This is a genomic window from Acidimicrobiales bacterium, from assembly GCA_033344915.1.
Lineage (GTDB): Bacteria > Actinomycetota > Acidimicrobiia > Acidimicrobiales > Aldehydirespiratoraceae > JAJRXC01.
This window is the reverse complement of record JAWPML010000001.1, coordinates 1987668-2002313: the sequence shown is the minus strand read 5'-3', so window position 1 is coordinate 2002313 and position 14646 is coordinate 1987668. Positions and strand designations below refer to the sequence as shown.

18 protein-coding genes and 1 pseudogene are annotated in these 14646 nt (G+C 69.6%); 14 read left to right on the top strand and 5 right to left on the bottom strand.

Going from position 1 to position 14646, the window contains the following annotated elements:
* The first annotated feature begins 1 nt into the window (after position 1).
* The 7 genes and pseudogenes from ruvB (at position 2) to R8F63_09700 (ending at position 4630) form a co-directional block, all read left to right on the top strand.
* Positions 2-1042 (top strand): Holliday junction branch migration DNA helicase RuvB, encoded by a 1041-nt coding sequence (gene ruvB, locus R8F63_09730; protein ID MDW3218878.1) that lies wholly within the window; start codon positions 2-4, stop codon positions 1040-1042.
* Between the two features lie 87 nt (positions 1043-1129).
* On the top strand, positions 1130-2149 hold the full coding sequence (queA, locus tag R8F63_09725) for a tRNA preQ1(34) S-adenosylmethionine ribosyltransferase-isomerase QueA (GenBank protein MDW3218877.1): 1020 nt from the start codon (positions 1130-1132) through the stop codon (positions 2147-2149).
* 51 nt (positions 2150-2200) lie between these two features.
* Positions 2201-2494 carry an antibiotic biosynthesis monooxygenase gene (locus R8F63_09720; protein ID MDW3218876.1) on the top strand — a complete coding sequence of 98 codons (294 nt, stop codon included), beginning with the start codon at positions 2201-2203 and terminating at the stop codon, positions 2492-2494.
* A gap of 80 nt (positions 2495-2574) precedes the next feature.
* Positions 2575-3384 carry a maleylpyruvate isomerase N-terminal domain-containing protein gene (locus tag R8F63_09715; GenBank protein ID MDW3218875.1) on the top strand — a complete coding sequence of 270 codons (810 nt, stop codon included), beginning with the start codon at positions 2575-2577 and terminating at the stop codon, positions 3382-3384.
* 82 nt (positions 3385-3466) lie between these two features.
* Positions 3467-3736, top strand: a complete 270-nt coding sequence (locus R8F63_09710) for a hypothetical protein (protein ID MDW3218874.1) — start codon at positions 3467-3469, stop codon at positions 3734-3736.
* 12 nt (positions 3737-3748) lie between these two features.
* A pseudogene (locus R8F63_09705) lies at positions 3749-4009 on the top strand (redoxin domain-containing protein).
* Positions 3986-4630, top strand: a complete 645-nt coding sequence (locus R8F63_09700; protein ID MDW3218873.1) for a protein-disulfide reductase DsbD family protein — start codon at positions 3986-3988, stop codon at positions 4628-4630. The pseudogene R8F63_09705 and the gene R8F63_09700 overlap by 24 nt, the downstream one beginning before the upstream one ends.
* Before the next feature lie 93 nt (positions 4631-4723).
* Here R8F63_09700 and R8F63_09695 read toward each other — a convergent pair whose 3' ends face one another.
* Entirely contained in the window at positions 4724-5617 is an 894-nt protein-coding gene (locus tag R8F63_09695; GenBank protein MDW3218872.1) for an LLM class flavin-dependent oxidoreductase, read from the bottom strand.
* Between the two features lie 107 nt (positions 5618-5724).
* Between R8F63_09695 and R8F63_09690 the strand changes: the two genes are divergently transcribed.
* Complete coding sequence (locus R8F63_09690) at positions 5725-6144, top strand: MmcQ/YjbR family DNA-binding protein (protein ID MDW3218871.1); 420 nt, start codon at positions 5725-5727, stop codon at positions 6142-6144.
* A gap of 29 nt (positions 6145-6173) precedes the next feature.
* Positions 6174-7424 (top strand): MFS transporter, encoded by a 1251-nt coding sequence (locus tag R8F63_09685; GenBank protein MDW3218870.1) that lies wholly within the window; start codon positions 6174-6176, stop codon positions 7422-7424.
* Between the two features lie 19 nt (positions 7425-7443).
* Here the strand turns inward: R8F63_09685 and R8F63_09680 are convergent, their stop codons facing one another.
* Genes R8F63_09680 through R8F63_09665 form a run of 4 tightly spaced genes read right to left on the bottom strand, consistent with a single transcriptional unit; the run spans position 7444 to position 10532 of the window.
* A complete protein-coding gene (locus R8F63_09680; GenBank protein ID MDW3218869.1) occupies positions 7444-7938 on the bottom strand; it encodes a hypothetical protein in 495 nt (164 codons plus the stop codon).
* Positions 7916-9421: a DUF6605 domain-containing protein gene (locus tag R8F63_09675; protein ID MDW3218868.1), complete on the bottom strand. Its 1506-nt coding sequence runs from the start codon at positions 9419-9421 to the stop codon at positions 7916-7918. Before R8F63_09675 ends, R8F63_09680 begins: the two co-directional genes overlap by 23 nt.
* Positions 9422-9425: 4 nt before the next feature.
* Positions 9426-10073, bottom strand: a complete 648-nt coding sequence (locus R8F63_09670) for a DUF2461 domain-containing protein (protein MDW3218867.1) — start codon at positions 10071-10073, stop codon at positions 9426-9428.
* A gap of 6 nt (positions 10074-10079) precedes the next feature.
* The gene (locus tag R8F63_09665; GenBank protein MDW3218866.1) at positions 10080-10532 is read right to left on the bottom strand and encodes a DUF3237 domain-containing protein; all 453 of its coding nucleotides are present in this window, start codon (positions 10530-10532) and stop codon (positions 10080-10082) included.
* Here R8F63_09665 and R8F63_09660 point away from each other — a divergent pair.
* The 5 genes from R8F63_09660 to yajC are packed head-to-tail and all read left to right on the top strand — an operon-like array spanning position 10518 to position 14645.
* The gene (locus R8F63_09660; protein MDW3218865.1) at positions 10518-11264 is read left to right on the top strand and encodes a hypothetical protein; all 747 of its coding nucleotides are present in this window, start codon (positions 10518-10520) and stop codon (positions 11262-11264) included. The two genes, R8F63_09665 and R8F63_09660, sit on opposite strands and share 15 nt — an antisense overlap.
* Before the next feature lie 23 nt (positions 11265-11287).
* Positions 11288-11905 (top strand): hypothetical protein, encoded by a 618-nt coding sequence (locus tag R8F63_09655; protein MDW3218864.1) that lies wholly within the window; start codon positions 11288-11290, stop codon positions 11903-11905.
* A gap of 38 nt (positions 11906-11943) precedes the next feature.
* The gene (gene tgt, locus R8F63_09650; protein MDW3218863.1) at positions 11944-13056 is read left to right on the top strand and encodes a tRNA guanosine(34) transglycosylase Tgt; all 1113 of its coding nucleotides are present in this window, start codon (positions 11944-11946) and stop codon (positions 13054-13056) included.
* Positions 13057-13099: 43 nt separating this feature from the next.
* Positions 13100-14329, top strand: coding sequence for an MFS transporter (locus R8F63_09645; protein MDW3218862.1), 1230 nt, complete (start codon positions 13100-13102; stop codon positions 14327-14329).
* A 10-nt stretch (positions 14330-14339) separates the two neighbouring features.
* Entirely contained in the window at positions 14340-14645 is a 306-nt protein-coding gene (yajC, locus tag R8F63_09640; protein ID MDW3218861.1) for a preprotein translocase subunit YajC, read from the top strand.
* The last annotated feature ends 1 nt before the right edge of the window (position 14646 follow it).

Below are 14646 nucleotides of genomic sequence, written 5' to 3'. Positions count from 1 at the left end.
CATGCGCGAGGAGTTGCTCACGCCGGGCGAGACCGAGGATGACATCGTCGACGACCTCGACACGCCGGGCCTTCGGCCCCGCACGCTCGACGAGTTCGTCGGCCAGGCCGAGCTGAAGGGCCATCTCGGGGTGATGCTCGGCGCCGCGTCCAAGCGGCGCGAGGCCGTCGACCATCTGCTGTTCGCCGGTCCCCCCGGGCTCGGCAAGACCACCCTCGCCAACATCATCGCCGCGGAGATGGGCACCCACATCCAGGTCACCTCGGGTCCCGCGCTCGAACGGGCCGGCGACCTGGCCTCGATCCTGTCGAAGCTGGAGGAGGGCGACATCCTCTTCATCGACGAGATCCACCGCCTGCCGCGCCCCGTCGAGGAGGTGCTCTATCCGGCGATGGAGGACTTCCGGATCGACGTCGTGCTCGGCAAGGGCCCGGCCGCCCGCTCGATCCCGCTCGATCTGTCGCGGTTCACGCTGGTCGGCGCCACCACCCGCACCGGTCTGATCACCGGTCCGCTGCGGGACCGTTTCGGACTCGTCGCCCGGCTCGACTACTACGAGGTCGACGATCTCCAGTCGATCGTGATGCGGGCGGCCGGCATCCTCGACGTCGACATCGACGCCGACGGGGCATGGGAGATCGCCCGTCGTTCCCGGGGTACCCCCCGGATCGCCAACCGGCTCCTGCGCCAGGTCCGTGACTACGCCGAGGTCGAGCGAGACGGCCACATCGACGCCGGCATCGCCGCCGATGGTCTCGCGTTCTTCGGGGTCGACGTGCTCGGCCTCGACAAGGCCAGCCGCGCCGTCCTCGATTCCGTCTGCCGCCGCTTTGGCGGGGGACCGGTGGGGCTGTCCACGCTCGCCATCTCGGTGAGCGAACCGACCGAGACCGTCGAAGACGTCTACGAGCCGTACCTCATCCAGCAGGGCCTCCTCATGCGCACCCCCCGTGGCCGCGTCGCGACCCCCGCCGCCTACGAGCACCTCGGCATGACCCCGCCCGCCGCGCCCGCTCCCGCCCCCGGCCTCTTCGACGACTGACGCCCTTCCTTTGCGTTCTGGGTGAACATTGGGTCGGAAACCGACCCAATGTTCACCCAGAACGGGAGGGGTCGTAGCCTGCCGAGGGTGAATCGGCCCCCGGAGACGCTCGACGACATCGACTACGAGCTGCCGTCGTCGTCGATCGCCCAGACGCCGCTCCCGGTGCGGGACCAGGCCCGCCTCCTCGTGGATCGGGGCGACACGATCGAGCATCGAACGGTGGCCGATCTGCCGGATCTGCTCGAGCCGGGCGACCTCCTCGTCGTCAACGACACCCGCGTGCTCCCGGCGCGGCTTCCGCTGACCCGCCCGACGGGAGGCGCCGCCGAGGTACTGCTCCTCGAGGCCGGCGACGACGGATGGTGGGAGGCGCTGGTCAAGCCGTCCAAAAAAGTCCCCGCGGGGACGTCGTTGACGACCGACGGACTGAGCGTCGAGGTCGGCGAGGACCTCGGCGACGGGCGCCGGCTCGTGCGGCCCGATCCCGGCGACCGGGCGCTGCTCGACGTCCTGGCCGAGGTCGGGCTGCCGCCGCTCCCGCCCTACATCGAGAACCAGATCGAGGACCCGGAGCGCTACCAGACCGTCTTCGCCGACCGGCCCGTGTCCGCAGCCGCGCCGACCGCAGGCCTGCATCTGACCGACGAGGTGTTCGCCCGACTCGCGGACAAGGGCATCGAGACCGCGACCGTCGAGCTCGCCGTCGGCCTCGACACGTTCCGGCCCGTGCAGGTCGACCGTCTCGACGACCATGTGATGCACAGCGAGTGGTACCACGTCCCCGCGGGGACGCAGGCGAAGATCGCGGCGGCGAATCGCGTCGTCGCCGTCGGCACGACGTCCGTCCGCGCGCTCGAGACGTGGGGCACGACCGGCGAACCGGAAGGCCGCAGCCGGATCTTCATCCGCCGCCCCTACGAGTGGACGACGGTCGACGTGCTGATGACCAACTTCCACCTGCCCCGGTCCACGTTGCTCTGCCTCGTCGACGCCTTCGTCGGTCCCCGCTGGCGCGACCTCTACGCCGCGGCGCTGCGGGAGGACTACCGCTTCCTCAGCTTCGGCGACGCGATGTTGCTCGAGCGGTCGGCGCAGGCAGTCTGAGGGCTCGGCTGTTGTGTCATGATTGGATCCGGACTCGGGAGGATGGGTCTGGTGTACGCAGTCGTCACGAGGGTCAAGGTCCGCCCGGAGTCGATCGACGAGCTCGCGTCGCTCTTCGATGCGACGAATCGGGAACTGGTGGCAGGCCACGACGACTGGCTGGGCGCGTGGTTCACGGCTGATCGCGAGGCCGGCGAGGTGACGGTGATCGCTCGCTGGCGAGACGCAGAGTCCTACGAGCGGCTTCGCGGCAGCGCTGAGTTCCAGACCGTCATGGCGCAGTTCGCAGCCGAGTTCCTCGAGCCTCCGGTGGTCACGATCAACGAGATCCTCGTCGAGATGTGACCGGGCCGGAACGCGATGCGTCGCTCCGGCCGACCAAACGCCGCTGGTACGGTCGTCCATCCGAACCCGGAGGTTCCACGATGACGAAGCTGTGGAAGGTGTCAACCGATCACGGCTTGAACCTGAGCGGCGACGAGTTCGTCGGCATCCTCGCCACCCATCACGCCCGGATCGTCGAGGCGTGGCAGGCGCTCACGCCCGAGCAGTGGGAGCAGCCGTCGCGGAACCCGTCGTGGTCCGCCCACGACACCGTTCGCCATGTCGCCGACGCCGTGCAGCTGGGAGCGGCCCAGGTCCTCGGTGAGTCGCCGCCGTTCACGCTCGGCGCGTTCGACCCCCGGACGACGCCGGACGTGTGGCTCGCTGAGTCGGCCGGCGATGCTCCCACTCGGACGATCGAGCGATTCGCCGACGCCGCCGAGCGGCTACGGGCCCGCGTCGGCGAGAAGATGACGGCCGGTGACTCCTCGCTCGACGCGACGGTGTACGGCCCCGCCCACTGGACCGTCAACATCGTTCACATCTTCTGGGACTCGTGGCTGCACGAGCGCGACGTGCTCCTGCCCCTCGGTCTGACGGCGGAGTCCACGAACGACGAGCAACGGCTGGCCGCTGTCTACGCACTCCTCATGGCCATGGTGCCGGCCCGGATGATGGAACAGCCCTTCGGCGTGACGATGGACCTCACCGGATCCGGCGGCCGTGTGGTCAGCGCGGTCCACCAGGCGGGTGCGATCTCGAGCGCGGAGTCGACGGATGCCGAAGCGGACTTCGCCGCCGATCTCTGTTCGATCGTCGATTCCCTCTCGGGGCGGGGAACAGCACTCGAAGACCTGGCCCCGGACGCGCCCGCCATGCTCGGATCCCTGGCGCAGTTCATGGCGGAGTGACGGCCAGTCGCGGCCAAGACTCAGCGCTCGTCGACGCCGAGGGATTCCCGGCGCCTGGTCGACCTTCGCTACGGTCGGCGCCATGACCGACACGCCGGAGATCGTCGTCGACACCTGGGCCGAGCAACTCGAGAACGGGTGGTGGCGCGATTCCCTGGGCAACATCGGGCCGCTCAAGCCGGGTGCCGGGGCGAGGTCGAATCCGGTCGGCTGGTTCCCGACGGGACCCGACGTGGGGGAGCGGCTCCCCGAGATCGGGGCCCTCGACCACACCGGCCGCATGGTGGACATGGAGGCCGATCGGGCCGGTCGGCCGACGGCGTTCGTGGTGTATCGATCGGCGGTCTGGTGACCGCCGTGTCGGACGCAGCTGGTCGAGCTGCAACAACACGCTGAAGCGTTCGAGGCGGCCGGGGTTGCCCTCTACGCGCTGTCCTACGACGAGCAGGATGCCCTCGCGGCGTTCGCCGAGGACAAGGGCATCACCTACCCACTCCTGAGCGACCCCGACAGCGAGATCATCACGCGGCTCGGCATCCTCAACACGCTCGTCGACCCCGACGACCACCCATGGGCCGGCATCCCGTTCCCGGGCACCTACGTGCTCGATGCCGACGGCGTGATCATCGCCAAGTTCTTCGACGAGCACCTCGGCGTCCGGGCGAACTCGGCCGAGCTGCTCCGAGCGGCCAACGGCGAGACGGTCGAGCTCGTGACCGAAGCACCGCCGGCCGATGGCGAGGTCACCGCGACCATCACGTACGACGGCGAGCACCTCGCCGAGATCGTCCGCCACGACCTCGTCGTGCGCCTGGCGATTCCGGAGGGCCAGCACGTCTACGCCGACCCGGCGCCCGAAGGCATGGTGCCGGTCTCGATCGAGTTCGACGACACCGATCGGATCGGCATCAGGAGGCTGGTCGCTCCCGAGCCGCACGAGCACCATCTCGACGGAACGGACGAGACGTTCGTCGTCTACGACGGCACCGTCGAGTTCCGCCAGCCCCTCGTCAACACCGCGTCGCCGAGACACAAGACGGTGACGGTGTCGGGCACGGTGCACTGGCAGGCCTGCGACGATCTCGCCTGCCGGATTCCGCGGCGTGAACGATTCTCGTTCGAGCTGCCGACGGCACCCTCGGAGTGGCCGTTCGGCGACCGGGCGGAAGAGAGCGACGCAACGATGGACTTCCGCCACCACTTCGGCCGGATGATGGTCCGCCGATCAGCGCCCGACGCCGACTGACGAGATCCTTTCGCAGTGTTGTCACCCGCGCGACGATCACCCATCGGCCCGACGACGGCACGGCGTCGGCCGTCGAGGCGGTGAACACGGTGCTCAGCCGCGGAGGCCGGGGATGATGTTCGTGGAGGCGTCCTCGAAGACGTCGCGCTGCTCGTCGACCGGGTAGTAGGCGCCGACTTCGTCGAAGCCGAGCTCGAAGATCCGGCCGGCAAGGTCCTCGAACGCCGCCACCGAGTCCCAGTAGAAGAAACGGCCGCCGCTCTCTCTGGCGCCGCCGTCGAAGAGCAGGAACGAGTGACGCAGCGAGGCAGGGTCGCGTCCCTCGGTGTCGCAGGCCTTCGTCATCTTTGCCTTCAGGGCGCTCGCATCCGCGAGCAGTGTGTCCGCGCCGGCCCCGAAGCTCATCGTGTTCCAGGTGTCGGCATGGGCTGCGGCGTAGCGCATCATCCGGGGCCCCATCGCGGCGATCGTGATCGGCGGGCGCGGCGTCTGCCGCGATGGATGGACGACCGCGCTCTCGACGGTGTAGTGATCGCCATCGAGCGTGCACGTGGATGTGCGCAGGAGCTCGTCCACGATCGTGATGTACTCCCCGAACCGGTCGGCGCGCTCGGGGTTGTCCCAGTTCTCGACACCGATCATGGCGTAGCCGGGGTCGACGGTGAGCCCGAGCCCGATCGCGGCCTCGATCCGTCCGCCGGACACGTGGTCGACGGTGAGCAACGAGCGGGCGAAGCTCGCGGGATCGCGCATCGGGATCTGCGCGACACACGGCGCGAGGCGGATCCGCGCCGTCGCCTCGGCCAGTGCCGCAAGCGCCGGCCACAGGTCGAAAAACGGAACGGTCGGGTTCTTCCAGTCGACGAAGTGGTCCGCCGTCGTCACCAGGTCGAAGCCGAGTTCCTCGGTGTGGACGGCTCGGCGCCGGAACTCCGGCCACTCGATGTTGGGCAGGAGCTCGATCTGGAACCGGCGAGCGAACGTCATGGTGCACGGTAGCGCGGCCGATGGAACCGAACTCCTGCGATACTCCGGGATGGATTCTGACGAGCCCTGGCAGATCACCGGCCCCACTGCGGACCCGCGTTGATCCGATGACCGGTGCACGGCCGCAGTACACGGGCGACGTTCCCGACGACGTCACCGCCCGGGTGCGCGAACGGTGCGTCGAGCTGCCAGAGGTCCATGAGGAGCCGGCGTGGGTCGGCACCCGGTGGAAGGTGCGCAATCGGACCTTCGCCCATGTGCTCGGCGTCGTGTTCGACGAGGCGGCACCGTTGGTCATGCTGACGTTTCGCGCCGAGGGCGAGGACCTTGACATGCTGCGCCACGCCGGCCACCCGTTCTTCGTGCTCGGCTGGGGCCGTGACGCACTCGGCCTGGTGATCGACGCCGACACGGACTGGGCAGAGGTGCGCGAGCTGATCACGGACAGCTATTGCGTCCTCGCCCCCAAGAAGCTCGTGGCGCTCGTCGATCGTCCCGTAGGCGCCGACTCGCCTCCGGCTGACTAGCGTCCCGATCTCATGTCCGAGGACCACGCGTGACCGCAGCGCAGTCGAGCCTGCTCGGCGACCGGTCGGTGCGTGCCTATCTGACGTCGAGCGCCCTGGCCGGGACCGGCATCTCGTTGATGCTGGCGGTGCTGTTCAAGCAGGCGTTCGACCTGACGGGCGATGCGTTGACGATCGGCATCATCGGGCTCCTCCAGTTCGTGCCCGCCGTCGTGCTGGTGATCATCAGCGGCTACATCGCCGATCGCTTCGATCGGCGCCGCGTGGCCGCGCTCATGACGGTCGGTCGCGTCGCGTGCGCCCTCGCGTTCTTCGCGTACAGCCGCGGGGTGGGCGACGACGTGGACGTCGCCATCTGGCCGCTCTACCTCATCACCCTGGCCTTCGGATCGATCGACGCGATTGCCATTCCCGCTCGTCATGCCCTGGCGCCGCTGGTGGTGCCGCGCGTGCAGCTTCCCCGCCTGGTCGCGGCGGGCGCCGTCACGCGGGTGGTCGCCGCGATCGTTGGCCCGGTCACGGCCGGGTTCCTCCTCACCGTCGGCGCCGACGTGGCGTACCTGGTGGCAGCCGTGGTGTTCGCGCTGTCGGCGCCACCCCTGTTGCGGATCGTCTACGCCGTCGAGCAGACGAAGATCACGGACCGGCCGTCGGTGAAGCTCGCGCTCGAGGGCCTGCGGTTCATCCGCCGGTCACCGGTGGTGCTGTCGGCCATCTCGCTCGACATGATCGCCGTCCTCTTCGGCGGCGCGGTCGCCTTGATCCCGGTGATCGCGGAGGAGCGGCTCGGGGTGGGCGACGTCGCCTACGGATGGCTCCGGGCGGCGCCGGGGATCGGCGCCGGCATCACGGGACTCGCGCTGGCTCGCCGACCGGTCACCCGACGGGTGGGGCCGACCCTCCTCGCCGTCGTCGTGATCTTCGGGGCGTTCCATGTCGTGCTCGGGGTGGCCACGAACTACGCCGTCGCGTTCGTCGCGCTCATCATCGCGGCAGGTGCGGACATGGTCTCGATGACGATCCGCTCCACGCTGGTCCCGGTGGCGACGCCCGACACCCAGCTCGGCCGGGTCACTGCCGTCGAGAGCGTGTTCATCGGTGCCTCCAACGAGCTCGGCGCGTTCGAGAGCGGCGTCGCCGCCCGCTATCTGGGCGTGCCGTGGGCGGTGGCCGGCGGCGGACTCGCCACCGTGGCGATCGCACTCGGCTTCGCAGCGTTCGTGCCGTCGCTGCGGAGGATCGATACGTACGACGACGTCACGGTGGAGCAGCCGGTCTGATCTCGATCCGCCGACTCCGTCAGCCGGCGGCGACGACGGTTGCCGCGAGCGCGATGCGGTGGTCCTTGTTCCAGGGCGGGCCGAGACGGGCGCGGGGGCCGTGGAGGACATCGTCGGCCCGTGAGCCGAGCACGGCTGCCGCCTCCGCCTCGGTCGTCTTGGCGTCGAACACGGGGACCTCCCACCCCCTCGCCCGGGCATCGGCCGCCAGGATCTCGCGGTACATCACCGAGTCGGCCTGCGCCTCGTAGGGCGTGCGGCGCAACGTCGCCAGGTCGGTGGGGAAATCGTCGGGCCACGCCCGCACCTCGGCGAGCAGGTCGGCGACGGCCGCGTCGTCCAGGTCGGCGCCCTCGTGGTGGATCGGCGCGGTCGCGACACCCGGTTCGATCAACTCGATGCGGCGTCGGTCGACGACCTCGTGGGCGGCATCGGCGGTCACCACGACCGCCCACCCGAAATGGTGGGCGACGCCGATGCGCAGGCCGGCGTCAGCCGAGCCGGTCGAGGACATTGCGGGTGATCTGCTCGATGTCCTCGTCGCGTCCGGCGAGGCCGTGAGCCCAGTCGGTCGAGCCCGAGGTGACGACCGTTCCGCCGCCCGGGGAGACGAAGGACCCGAGCATCGCCTGGCCGTGGGCGATGCGCTCGACGGCCTCCGGCTCGCGGGAGTCGAACAGGCGCGAGGCGAGGAACTCGATCTCGGAGGGGTCCTCGGGCCGCGGTGGACGCGCCGCCGTCGTGCGGGTGAAGTGGGCGGCGGGTGCCATGGCGAGGATCTCGAAGTTCTCGGGTGTGCCGTCGGAACCGGTGGGGCAGGGGAGCCCGTCGACGGTCGTGTAGTCGCAGCCGTCGCACTCGTAGCCCACGGCGGTCGCCTTGGCGCCGAGGACGTCGCCGTAGTCGATGGCGGTCCCGTCGAAGAGCCAGTGGTCGGGTCGATAGACCGTGTAACCGCCGGCACCGTTGGTCACCCGCTTGCCGATGCGGTGATAGCCGCCCCGGTTGAACGACACGCCGGTCATGTGGTTCTCCGGGCGACCGATCAGGTGGTCGGACCAGATGCTGGTGAGCTCGCCGATCCGCTCGGTGTCGTAGACCGGATCGTCCTTGAACTGGCCCTTGTAGCCGACCATCACGCTCGCCGAGTTGCCCACCGGCTCCTCGAGGCGCACCTGCCACAGCGCGGTGTTGCCCGAGAAGAACGCGACGTTGCCGCCTCGGGCGACGAAGCCCTCCACCGTGTCGCGCATCGGCCCGGACCAGTACTCGTCGTGGCCGACGGAGAGCAGGAGGTTGTAGCGGTCGATGATGCCGGGGTGTTCCTCGAGGTCGGCGTTGCTGATGACGTCGATGCCGTAGCCGTTGCGTTCCGCCCAGGCGAGGAACGGCCACTCCCAGTCCGGCCATCCGGCCGAACCGGCCCAGCCCGACAGATGGTTGAGCCGGATGTAGCCGACATGGGTGTTCATGTCCCGGTCCGGTGGGTTGGTGGTCGTCACCCGGCGGCCCGCACCCTCGGGCTTGAAGAGGTAGCCCCGCGCCATCGGACGCTGGAGCGACGAGTGGGTGCCGCCGTTGTAGAGGTTGTAGCCACCGAAGTCGTTGTAGGCGTGCCACGTGTTCGTGCACAGCTGGAGCAGGATCGTGTTCGTCGACTCGGCCGTCGGCCGGATCACGAAGAACGCGTGGCTCCGACGGGTCCTGCCGTTCACGTCGATGGACAACACCACCTCGTAGTAGCCGGAGGCCCAATCGTCGCAGGCGGTGACGCTCGTGGCCGCCGGCCAGCCGCACCCGTTCGCAGACGCGTCGCGCGGCGTCGGATGGTCGTCGGCGTCCACGGTGCCCGACCACACGACGGTTCGTTCGGCGCCGACCCGGGCAATCTCGACGGAGACCGGGCGGCCGCCGGCCGAGGACAGATGGAGGGCAACCGACGCGCCGGGCGCGATCGACTGGGGCCAGCAGTAGCCCGTGACGGTTTCGATGCTCATCGTGTCAGCCCCATCCACCTTCGAGTTCGCTCGGGCCGACGTTCGTGGCGAGCCACGTCACGAGCGGCTTCGTCGCGCCCATGAACGCGACGATCCGATCCTTCGCCTCCGCGGTGTCGAGCCACGCACCGATCTCCCATTCCTGCCACGCGATGCAGCCCTTCATCCGCAGCAACCCGATGCGGGGGTGGTCGGCCGAGTACCCCCGCGGCGCGGTCTTGACGGCGTCGTGGCTGGTGACCTCGATACCGGCGCTCGTGACCTTGTCGATGGTCCGCTCGAGCTGACGGCCCGTCTTGTCGTCGTCGATCGCCGCCCGGAAGCTCGCGAGTTGGTCCTTCGCCATCATGTAGTACCCCGTGCCCAGGCCGAACCCGTCGGCGGACAGGCTGATGTACGGGCCGCCGGCCATGCGGGCCGCGATGTTGGTCTTGTACGGCGTCTTGTCCTTGCTGAAGCGGACGTCGCGGTACGGGCGGAAGATCTTGCCCTCGCCGTAGCGCGGCTCGAGGTCGGCGAGCAGTGCCACCATCGGCGCCTTCACGGCTTCCTCGTAGACGTGCTTCTGCTCGTTCCAGAACGCCTTCGTGTTGTCGTCCTCGAGCCGCTCGAAGAACTCGATCGCCTCGACCGGCCAGCCGGTGAACGCCATCCCCGCTCAGTTCACCACGCGTGAGATGTTGTACTCGACCCCGTTCGGGAAGAGCCGCCCCTGACCGACGGCGACGACGCGGTTGAGCCACGCGTAGTCCGGGTGCCCCGTCTCGCAGCGGGGTTGCGTGAAGAACTCGACCTCGCCGAACTGGGTCTCGCCGCCGCCGGCCAGGGCGTTCATCGCCGCCTCGTTGATCACCATGACGCCCGGGTACTGGACGTAGATCAGCGCACCGTCGTCCGTCTCGAGCGTCGCGCGCACGTCGAGCCGGGCGGTGCCGTCGGACCCGATCGTCAGCCAATCGGCGCCGCTGGGGAGAACCGTGCCCGTGAGCCCGGGCCCCTCGAACGTGCCGCCGACGACATCGACGATCTGGCGGGTGCCGAAGCCCGTCTCGCCGACGGTGATCGGGTCCTTGAGCTCGGCGCGAAGGTTGAGGAGGTGTTCCAGCTGCATGCCGCAACCGTAGGTCGGACTCGGTCCCCCCGGCGAGGGCGATGGTCCTCGTACGATCGGGGCATCGCGACGGAACCCCACATCGGCACGCTCAACGAGGGCTCGCTGCACGCCGCGCTCAAGGCGGACTATGCCGAACCCGGTGACGTCTTCGAGGTGCCGCTCGACGGGTTCGTGATCGACATCCGCCGCGACGACCGGCTGATCGAGATCCAGACGTCGTCCTTCGCCTCGATGGGCTCGAAGCTGGACCGCCTCCTCCCGGATCATCGGATCCTGCTCGTACACCCGATCGCGGTGGAGACCTACCTCCAGAAGCCCGATGCCCCGCTGCGGAAGTCGCCGAAGAAGGGCTCGGTGTACGACCTGTTCGAGGAGCTCGTCAGCATGCCGACGCTCATCGATCACCCGAACCTCGAGATCGACGTCGCCCTGGTCAGCGTGGTCAAACACCAGTCGCCCGACGCGAGACTCCGGCGGGGGCGGGGCGGCTTCCGCACCGACGATCGGGTGCTTCGCGAAATCGTCGACCGGCGCCGGTTCGCGTCCGCGGCTGACCTGATGACGTTGGTGCCGGAAGGACTTCCGGACGTGTTCACCACCGCGGATCTCGCGGGCCGGGCCGGCGTGCGTCGCGATGTCGCCCAACGGATGGCCTATTGCTTCCGAGCGCTCGGGACGTTCGTCGAGGTGGAGCGGACCAAGGCGGGCATCGGCTACACGCTGGGTTGACACGATCGGCGTACGCTGCGGGCATGGCGACGTCCACGTCGGCCGGTCCGACACCCGACGACGAGTTCGAGATCGAGATCCTCGACGCGTTCGACGCACCGGACGGCGGAGAGCGCACGGTCGTCGAGGCGGAGTCGGGCGAGGATGCGCTGTCGGTGTGGATCGACGACCTGCGCGAGTCCGTCGACGACGTGCTCGAGCCGGCCCGCCGTGTCTCCGAACACACCGGCGTCGCGGTCGGATCGTTCGTGCATCGGCTCGGGCTGCGCCACAAGCAGCGCATCGCCGACAGCAGCCCCCGGCGTCAGTCGCGGCTGCGTCTGCACCTCTTCGTCCCGTATGCCGTCGCGCGGAGTCGCATCCCGGCCCCGGGCGTGATCGGGCGGACCCGGGGCGGTCGCCTCGTGCTCGACGAGCCGTTCACGGACCACCGCGCCGGTCTGCGAGCGCCGGGGACGCTCGTGCTGCGTGGCTCGTGGCCCGGCCTCCCGGTGTGGATCGCCATCGAACCCTGGTGGCGCCGCCAGACCATCGTGACGATGTCGCTGCGTTCGACCAACCGGGTGCGCTATCCCCGGCGCTACTTCGCGACGTCGTACCGCATCCTCCGCACGTTCGTCGCCACGCTGGCCCGCACCTGAGCGCGTCGTCGCGGGAGGCGGGACCTAGCCTCGGACCCGTGCGTGCGACCTTCACCGAGACCGGCCGCGATGGCGGCGCCCGGACCGGCATCGTCACGACCGCGCGTGGCACGTTCACCACGCCCCGCTTCATGCCGGTCGGCACCCGGGGCGCGATCCGCCATCTGGCCAGCGACGATGTCGAGGCGCTCGGGGCGCAGGTGATCCTGGCGAACACCTACCACCTCATGTTGCGACCCGGCGCCGACGTGGTCGCCGAACTCGGTGGGCTCCACGGGTTCGCGGCGTGGGACGGCCACTTCCTCACGGACTCCGGCGGCTACCAGATCTTCTCCCTCGGCCCGGACCTCACCGACGAGGGAGCGACCTTCACGTCGACCTACGACGGGTCGACCCACCTCCTCACGCCGGAGCGTGCCGTCGAGGTGCAGGCCCTGATCGGCGCGGACATCCAGATGGTGCTCGATGTCTGTCCGTCCTCCGTCGCCGATCTCGGCGTCGTGAAGTCCGCGGTCGACCGAACGGCGCTGTGGGCCGCCCGGGGGCGTCGGGCCTTCCTCGACCATGGCGACGCCGCGACCCGCCAGAGCCAGTTCGGCATCGTGCAGGGCGGCACCGACGACGCGCTGCGCAAGGAGTCCGCCGAGCAGATCGTCGCGTTGGACTTCGACGGCTATGCCGTGGGCGGTCTGTCGGTGGGGGAGGACCGCAGCGCGATGCTCGACGGGCTCGACAGCTGCATGGGTCTTCTGCCGGCCGACCAGCCCCGCTACTTCATGGGGCTCGGCGATCCGATCGGGATCGTGGAGTCGGTCGCCCGCGGCGTCGACATGTTCGACTGCGTGCTCCCGACGCGTCACGCCCGCCACGGCACGATCCTCACGGACAACGGCCGCTACAACCTGACCCGCGCCGAGTTCGTCCGCAGCGACGACCCGCTCGACCCGTCCTGGCCCGAGAGCCCGGCCGCCCGCTGGAGCCGGGGCTATCTCCGTCACCTGCTCCAGACCAAGGAGCCGACGGCGGCCCGCATCATCACGCTGCACAACGTCGCCTGGCTGCTGCGGTTCATGGACCGGATGGCGGACTCGATCCGCGCGGGAACATTCGACTCGTTCCGCCAGGGAGTCCACGAGGTCTGGGCGACCTGACAGGTCGAGGTTGCCGGGAAGGGTCGGCCACTAGGGTCGCCGCGTGAGCGTTGACGAAGTGCGGCGGCGGTACATCGTCCTGTTGGCGCTGCGATGGTTACCCGTCGGCCTCGTCGAGCCGATCTTCGTGCTCGTCCTGTCCCGTGGCGCGTCGCTCACCCAACTCGGTCCGCTGCTGGCCGTCTACAGCGTGACGACGGCGGCGCTCGAACTCCCGACCGGCGGGCTGGCGGACTCGATCGGCCGCCGCCCCGTCCTGCTCGCGTCCGCCCTCTGCAATGTGGGGCTGTTCGCGCTGCTGCTCGCGTCGACGGACCTCCGGGTCCTCGCGGTCGCACTGTTTCTCGGTGGTGTGGGGCGGGCCCTCGACTCCGGGCCGCTCGAATCGTGGTTCGTGGACGAGTCGAAGGCGGCGGACGCGGACGTCGACGTGCGCATCGGGCTCTCTCGCGGTGGGGCCGTGGACGGGCTCGCGCTCGCGGTCGGGTCGATCGTGGGTGGCCTCGTCCCGCAGCTCGCCGGTGGGCGACTGTGGGCCACCGTCCTGCTCGCGCTCGTCCTCGAAGGGGTTCATCTCGTCGCGGTCTACGTCCTCATGAACGAAGAACGTCCGGCCCGGTCCCGGAATCGAGCCGACGGCATCGCAGCGTTCGCCAACGTCCGGACGGGTCTCGGGTTCGCCGTCCGGGCCGGGTCGCTTCGCCGCACCATCGCCGGCGGCGCGTTGATCGGGGCAGCGCTGGTCGCGGTGGAGGCGCTCTGGCAGCCGCGGTTCCTGGAGCTGCTCGATCGAGACGACGCCACCATCTTCCTGGGCGCGCTGCTCGCCGTCGGATTCGCCGGGGGCGCCGCCGGTGCCGCACTGGGTCCCGCGTTCGGCCGGAGGATCGGCCGACGCGCGTCACCGACCATGACCGCCCAACTGCTGGCCGGGTCGATGCTCGCCCTGCTCGGTGTCGTGACGCAGCCCGTAGTCGCTGCGCTCGTGTTCGTGTTCTTCTACACATTCCTCGGGGTGACGGGACCGCTGCGGAGTGCACTGCTGCACGAGCACACCGCGAGCGAGCAGCGAAGTACGACGCTCTCCGTCGATTCGCTCCTGTTCCAGGCCGGCGGTGTCGTGGCCGCCCTGACCCTCACCGCGCTCGCGGACAGTCGGGGCATCGGGATGGCGTGGATTGCCGCCGGGGCGTGCCTCGCGGCGAGCTCGCTCCTCTATGCCGGGAGTGACCGGGCGGGCCCGGGTCGTCGGTACCCGGGACCTGCGAGCTAGCCTCCCCGGCATGGAGATCGTCATCCTTCTCGTCGCCATGGGCGCCCTCTACGCGTTCATGATCGTTCCGCAGCAGCGTCGCATGAAGGCCCATCAGGAACTCATCCGCTCGCTCGAGGAGGGTGACATCGTGGTCACCAACGCCGGTATCTACGGCGCCGTCGCCGAGGTCGAGGACGCCGTCGTGTGGCTGGAGGTCGCGCCCGAGGTCGAGCTGAAGGTCACCAAGTCGGCCATCGTCGAGAAGGTCACGGACGGAGACGGGGACGACGAGGACGACGAGGAGATGGTGGACGCCGAGGACAGCGACGCCTGAA

Excerpts from the sequence above, each read along its gene's own strand:
- ruvB (MDW3218878.1), top strand. The coding sequence starts at position 2 with ATGCGCGAGGAGTTGCTCACGCCGGGCGAGACCGAGGATGACATCGTC.
- R8F63_09715 (MDW3218875.1), top strand. The coding sequence starts at position 2,575 with ATGACGAAGCTGTGGAAGGTGTCAACCGATCACGGCTTGAACCTGAGC.
- R8F63_09710 (MDW3218874.1), top strand. The coding sequence starts at position 3,467 with ATGACCGACACGCCGGAGATCGTCGTCGACACCTGGGCCGAGCAACTC.
- R8F63_09695 (MDW3218872.1), bottom strand. The coding sequence starts at position 5,617 with ATGACGTTCGCTCGCCGGTTCCAGATCGAGCTCCTGCCCAACATCGAG.
- R8F63_09690 (MDW3218871.1), top strand. The coding sequence starts at position 5,725 with ATGACCGGTGCACGGCCGCAGTACACGGGCGACGTTCCCGACGACGTC.
- R8F63_09680 (MDW3218869.1), bottom strand. The coding sequence starts at position 7,938 with ATGTCCTCGACCGGCTCGGCTGACGCCGGCCTGCGCATCGGCGTCGCC.
- R8F63_09675 (MDW3218868.1), bottom strand. The coding sequence starts at position 9,421 with ATGAGCATCGAAACCGTCACGGGCTACTGCTGGCCCCAGTCGATCGCG.
- R8F63_09670 (MDW3218867.1), bottom strand. The coding sequence starts at position 10,073 with ATGGCGTTCACCGGCTGGCCGGTCGAGGCGATCGAGTTCTTCGAGCGG.
- R8F63_09665 (MDW3218866.1), bottom strand. The coding sequence starts at position 10,532 with ATGCAGCTGGAACACCTCCTCAACCTTCGCGCCGAGCTCAAGGACCCG.
- R8F63_09655 (MDW3218864.1), top strand. The coding sequence starts at position 11,288 with ATGGCGACGTCCACGTCGGCCGGTCCGACACCCGACGACGAGTTCGAG.
- yajC (MDW3218861.1), top strand. The coding sequence starts at position 14,340 with ATGGAGATCGTCATCCTTCTCGTCGCCATGGGCGCCCTCTACGCGTTC.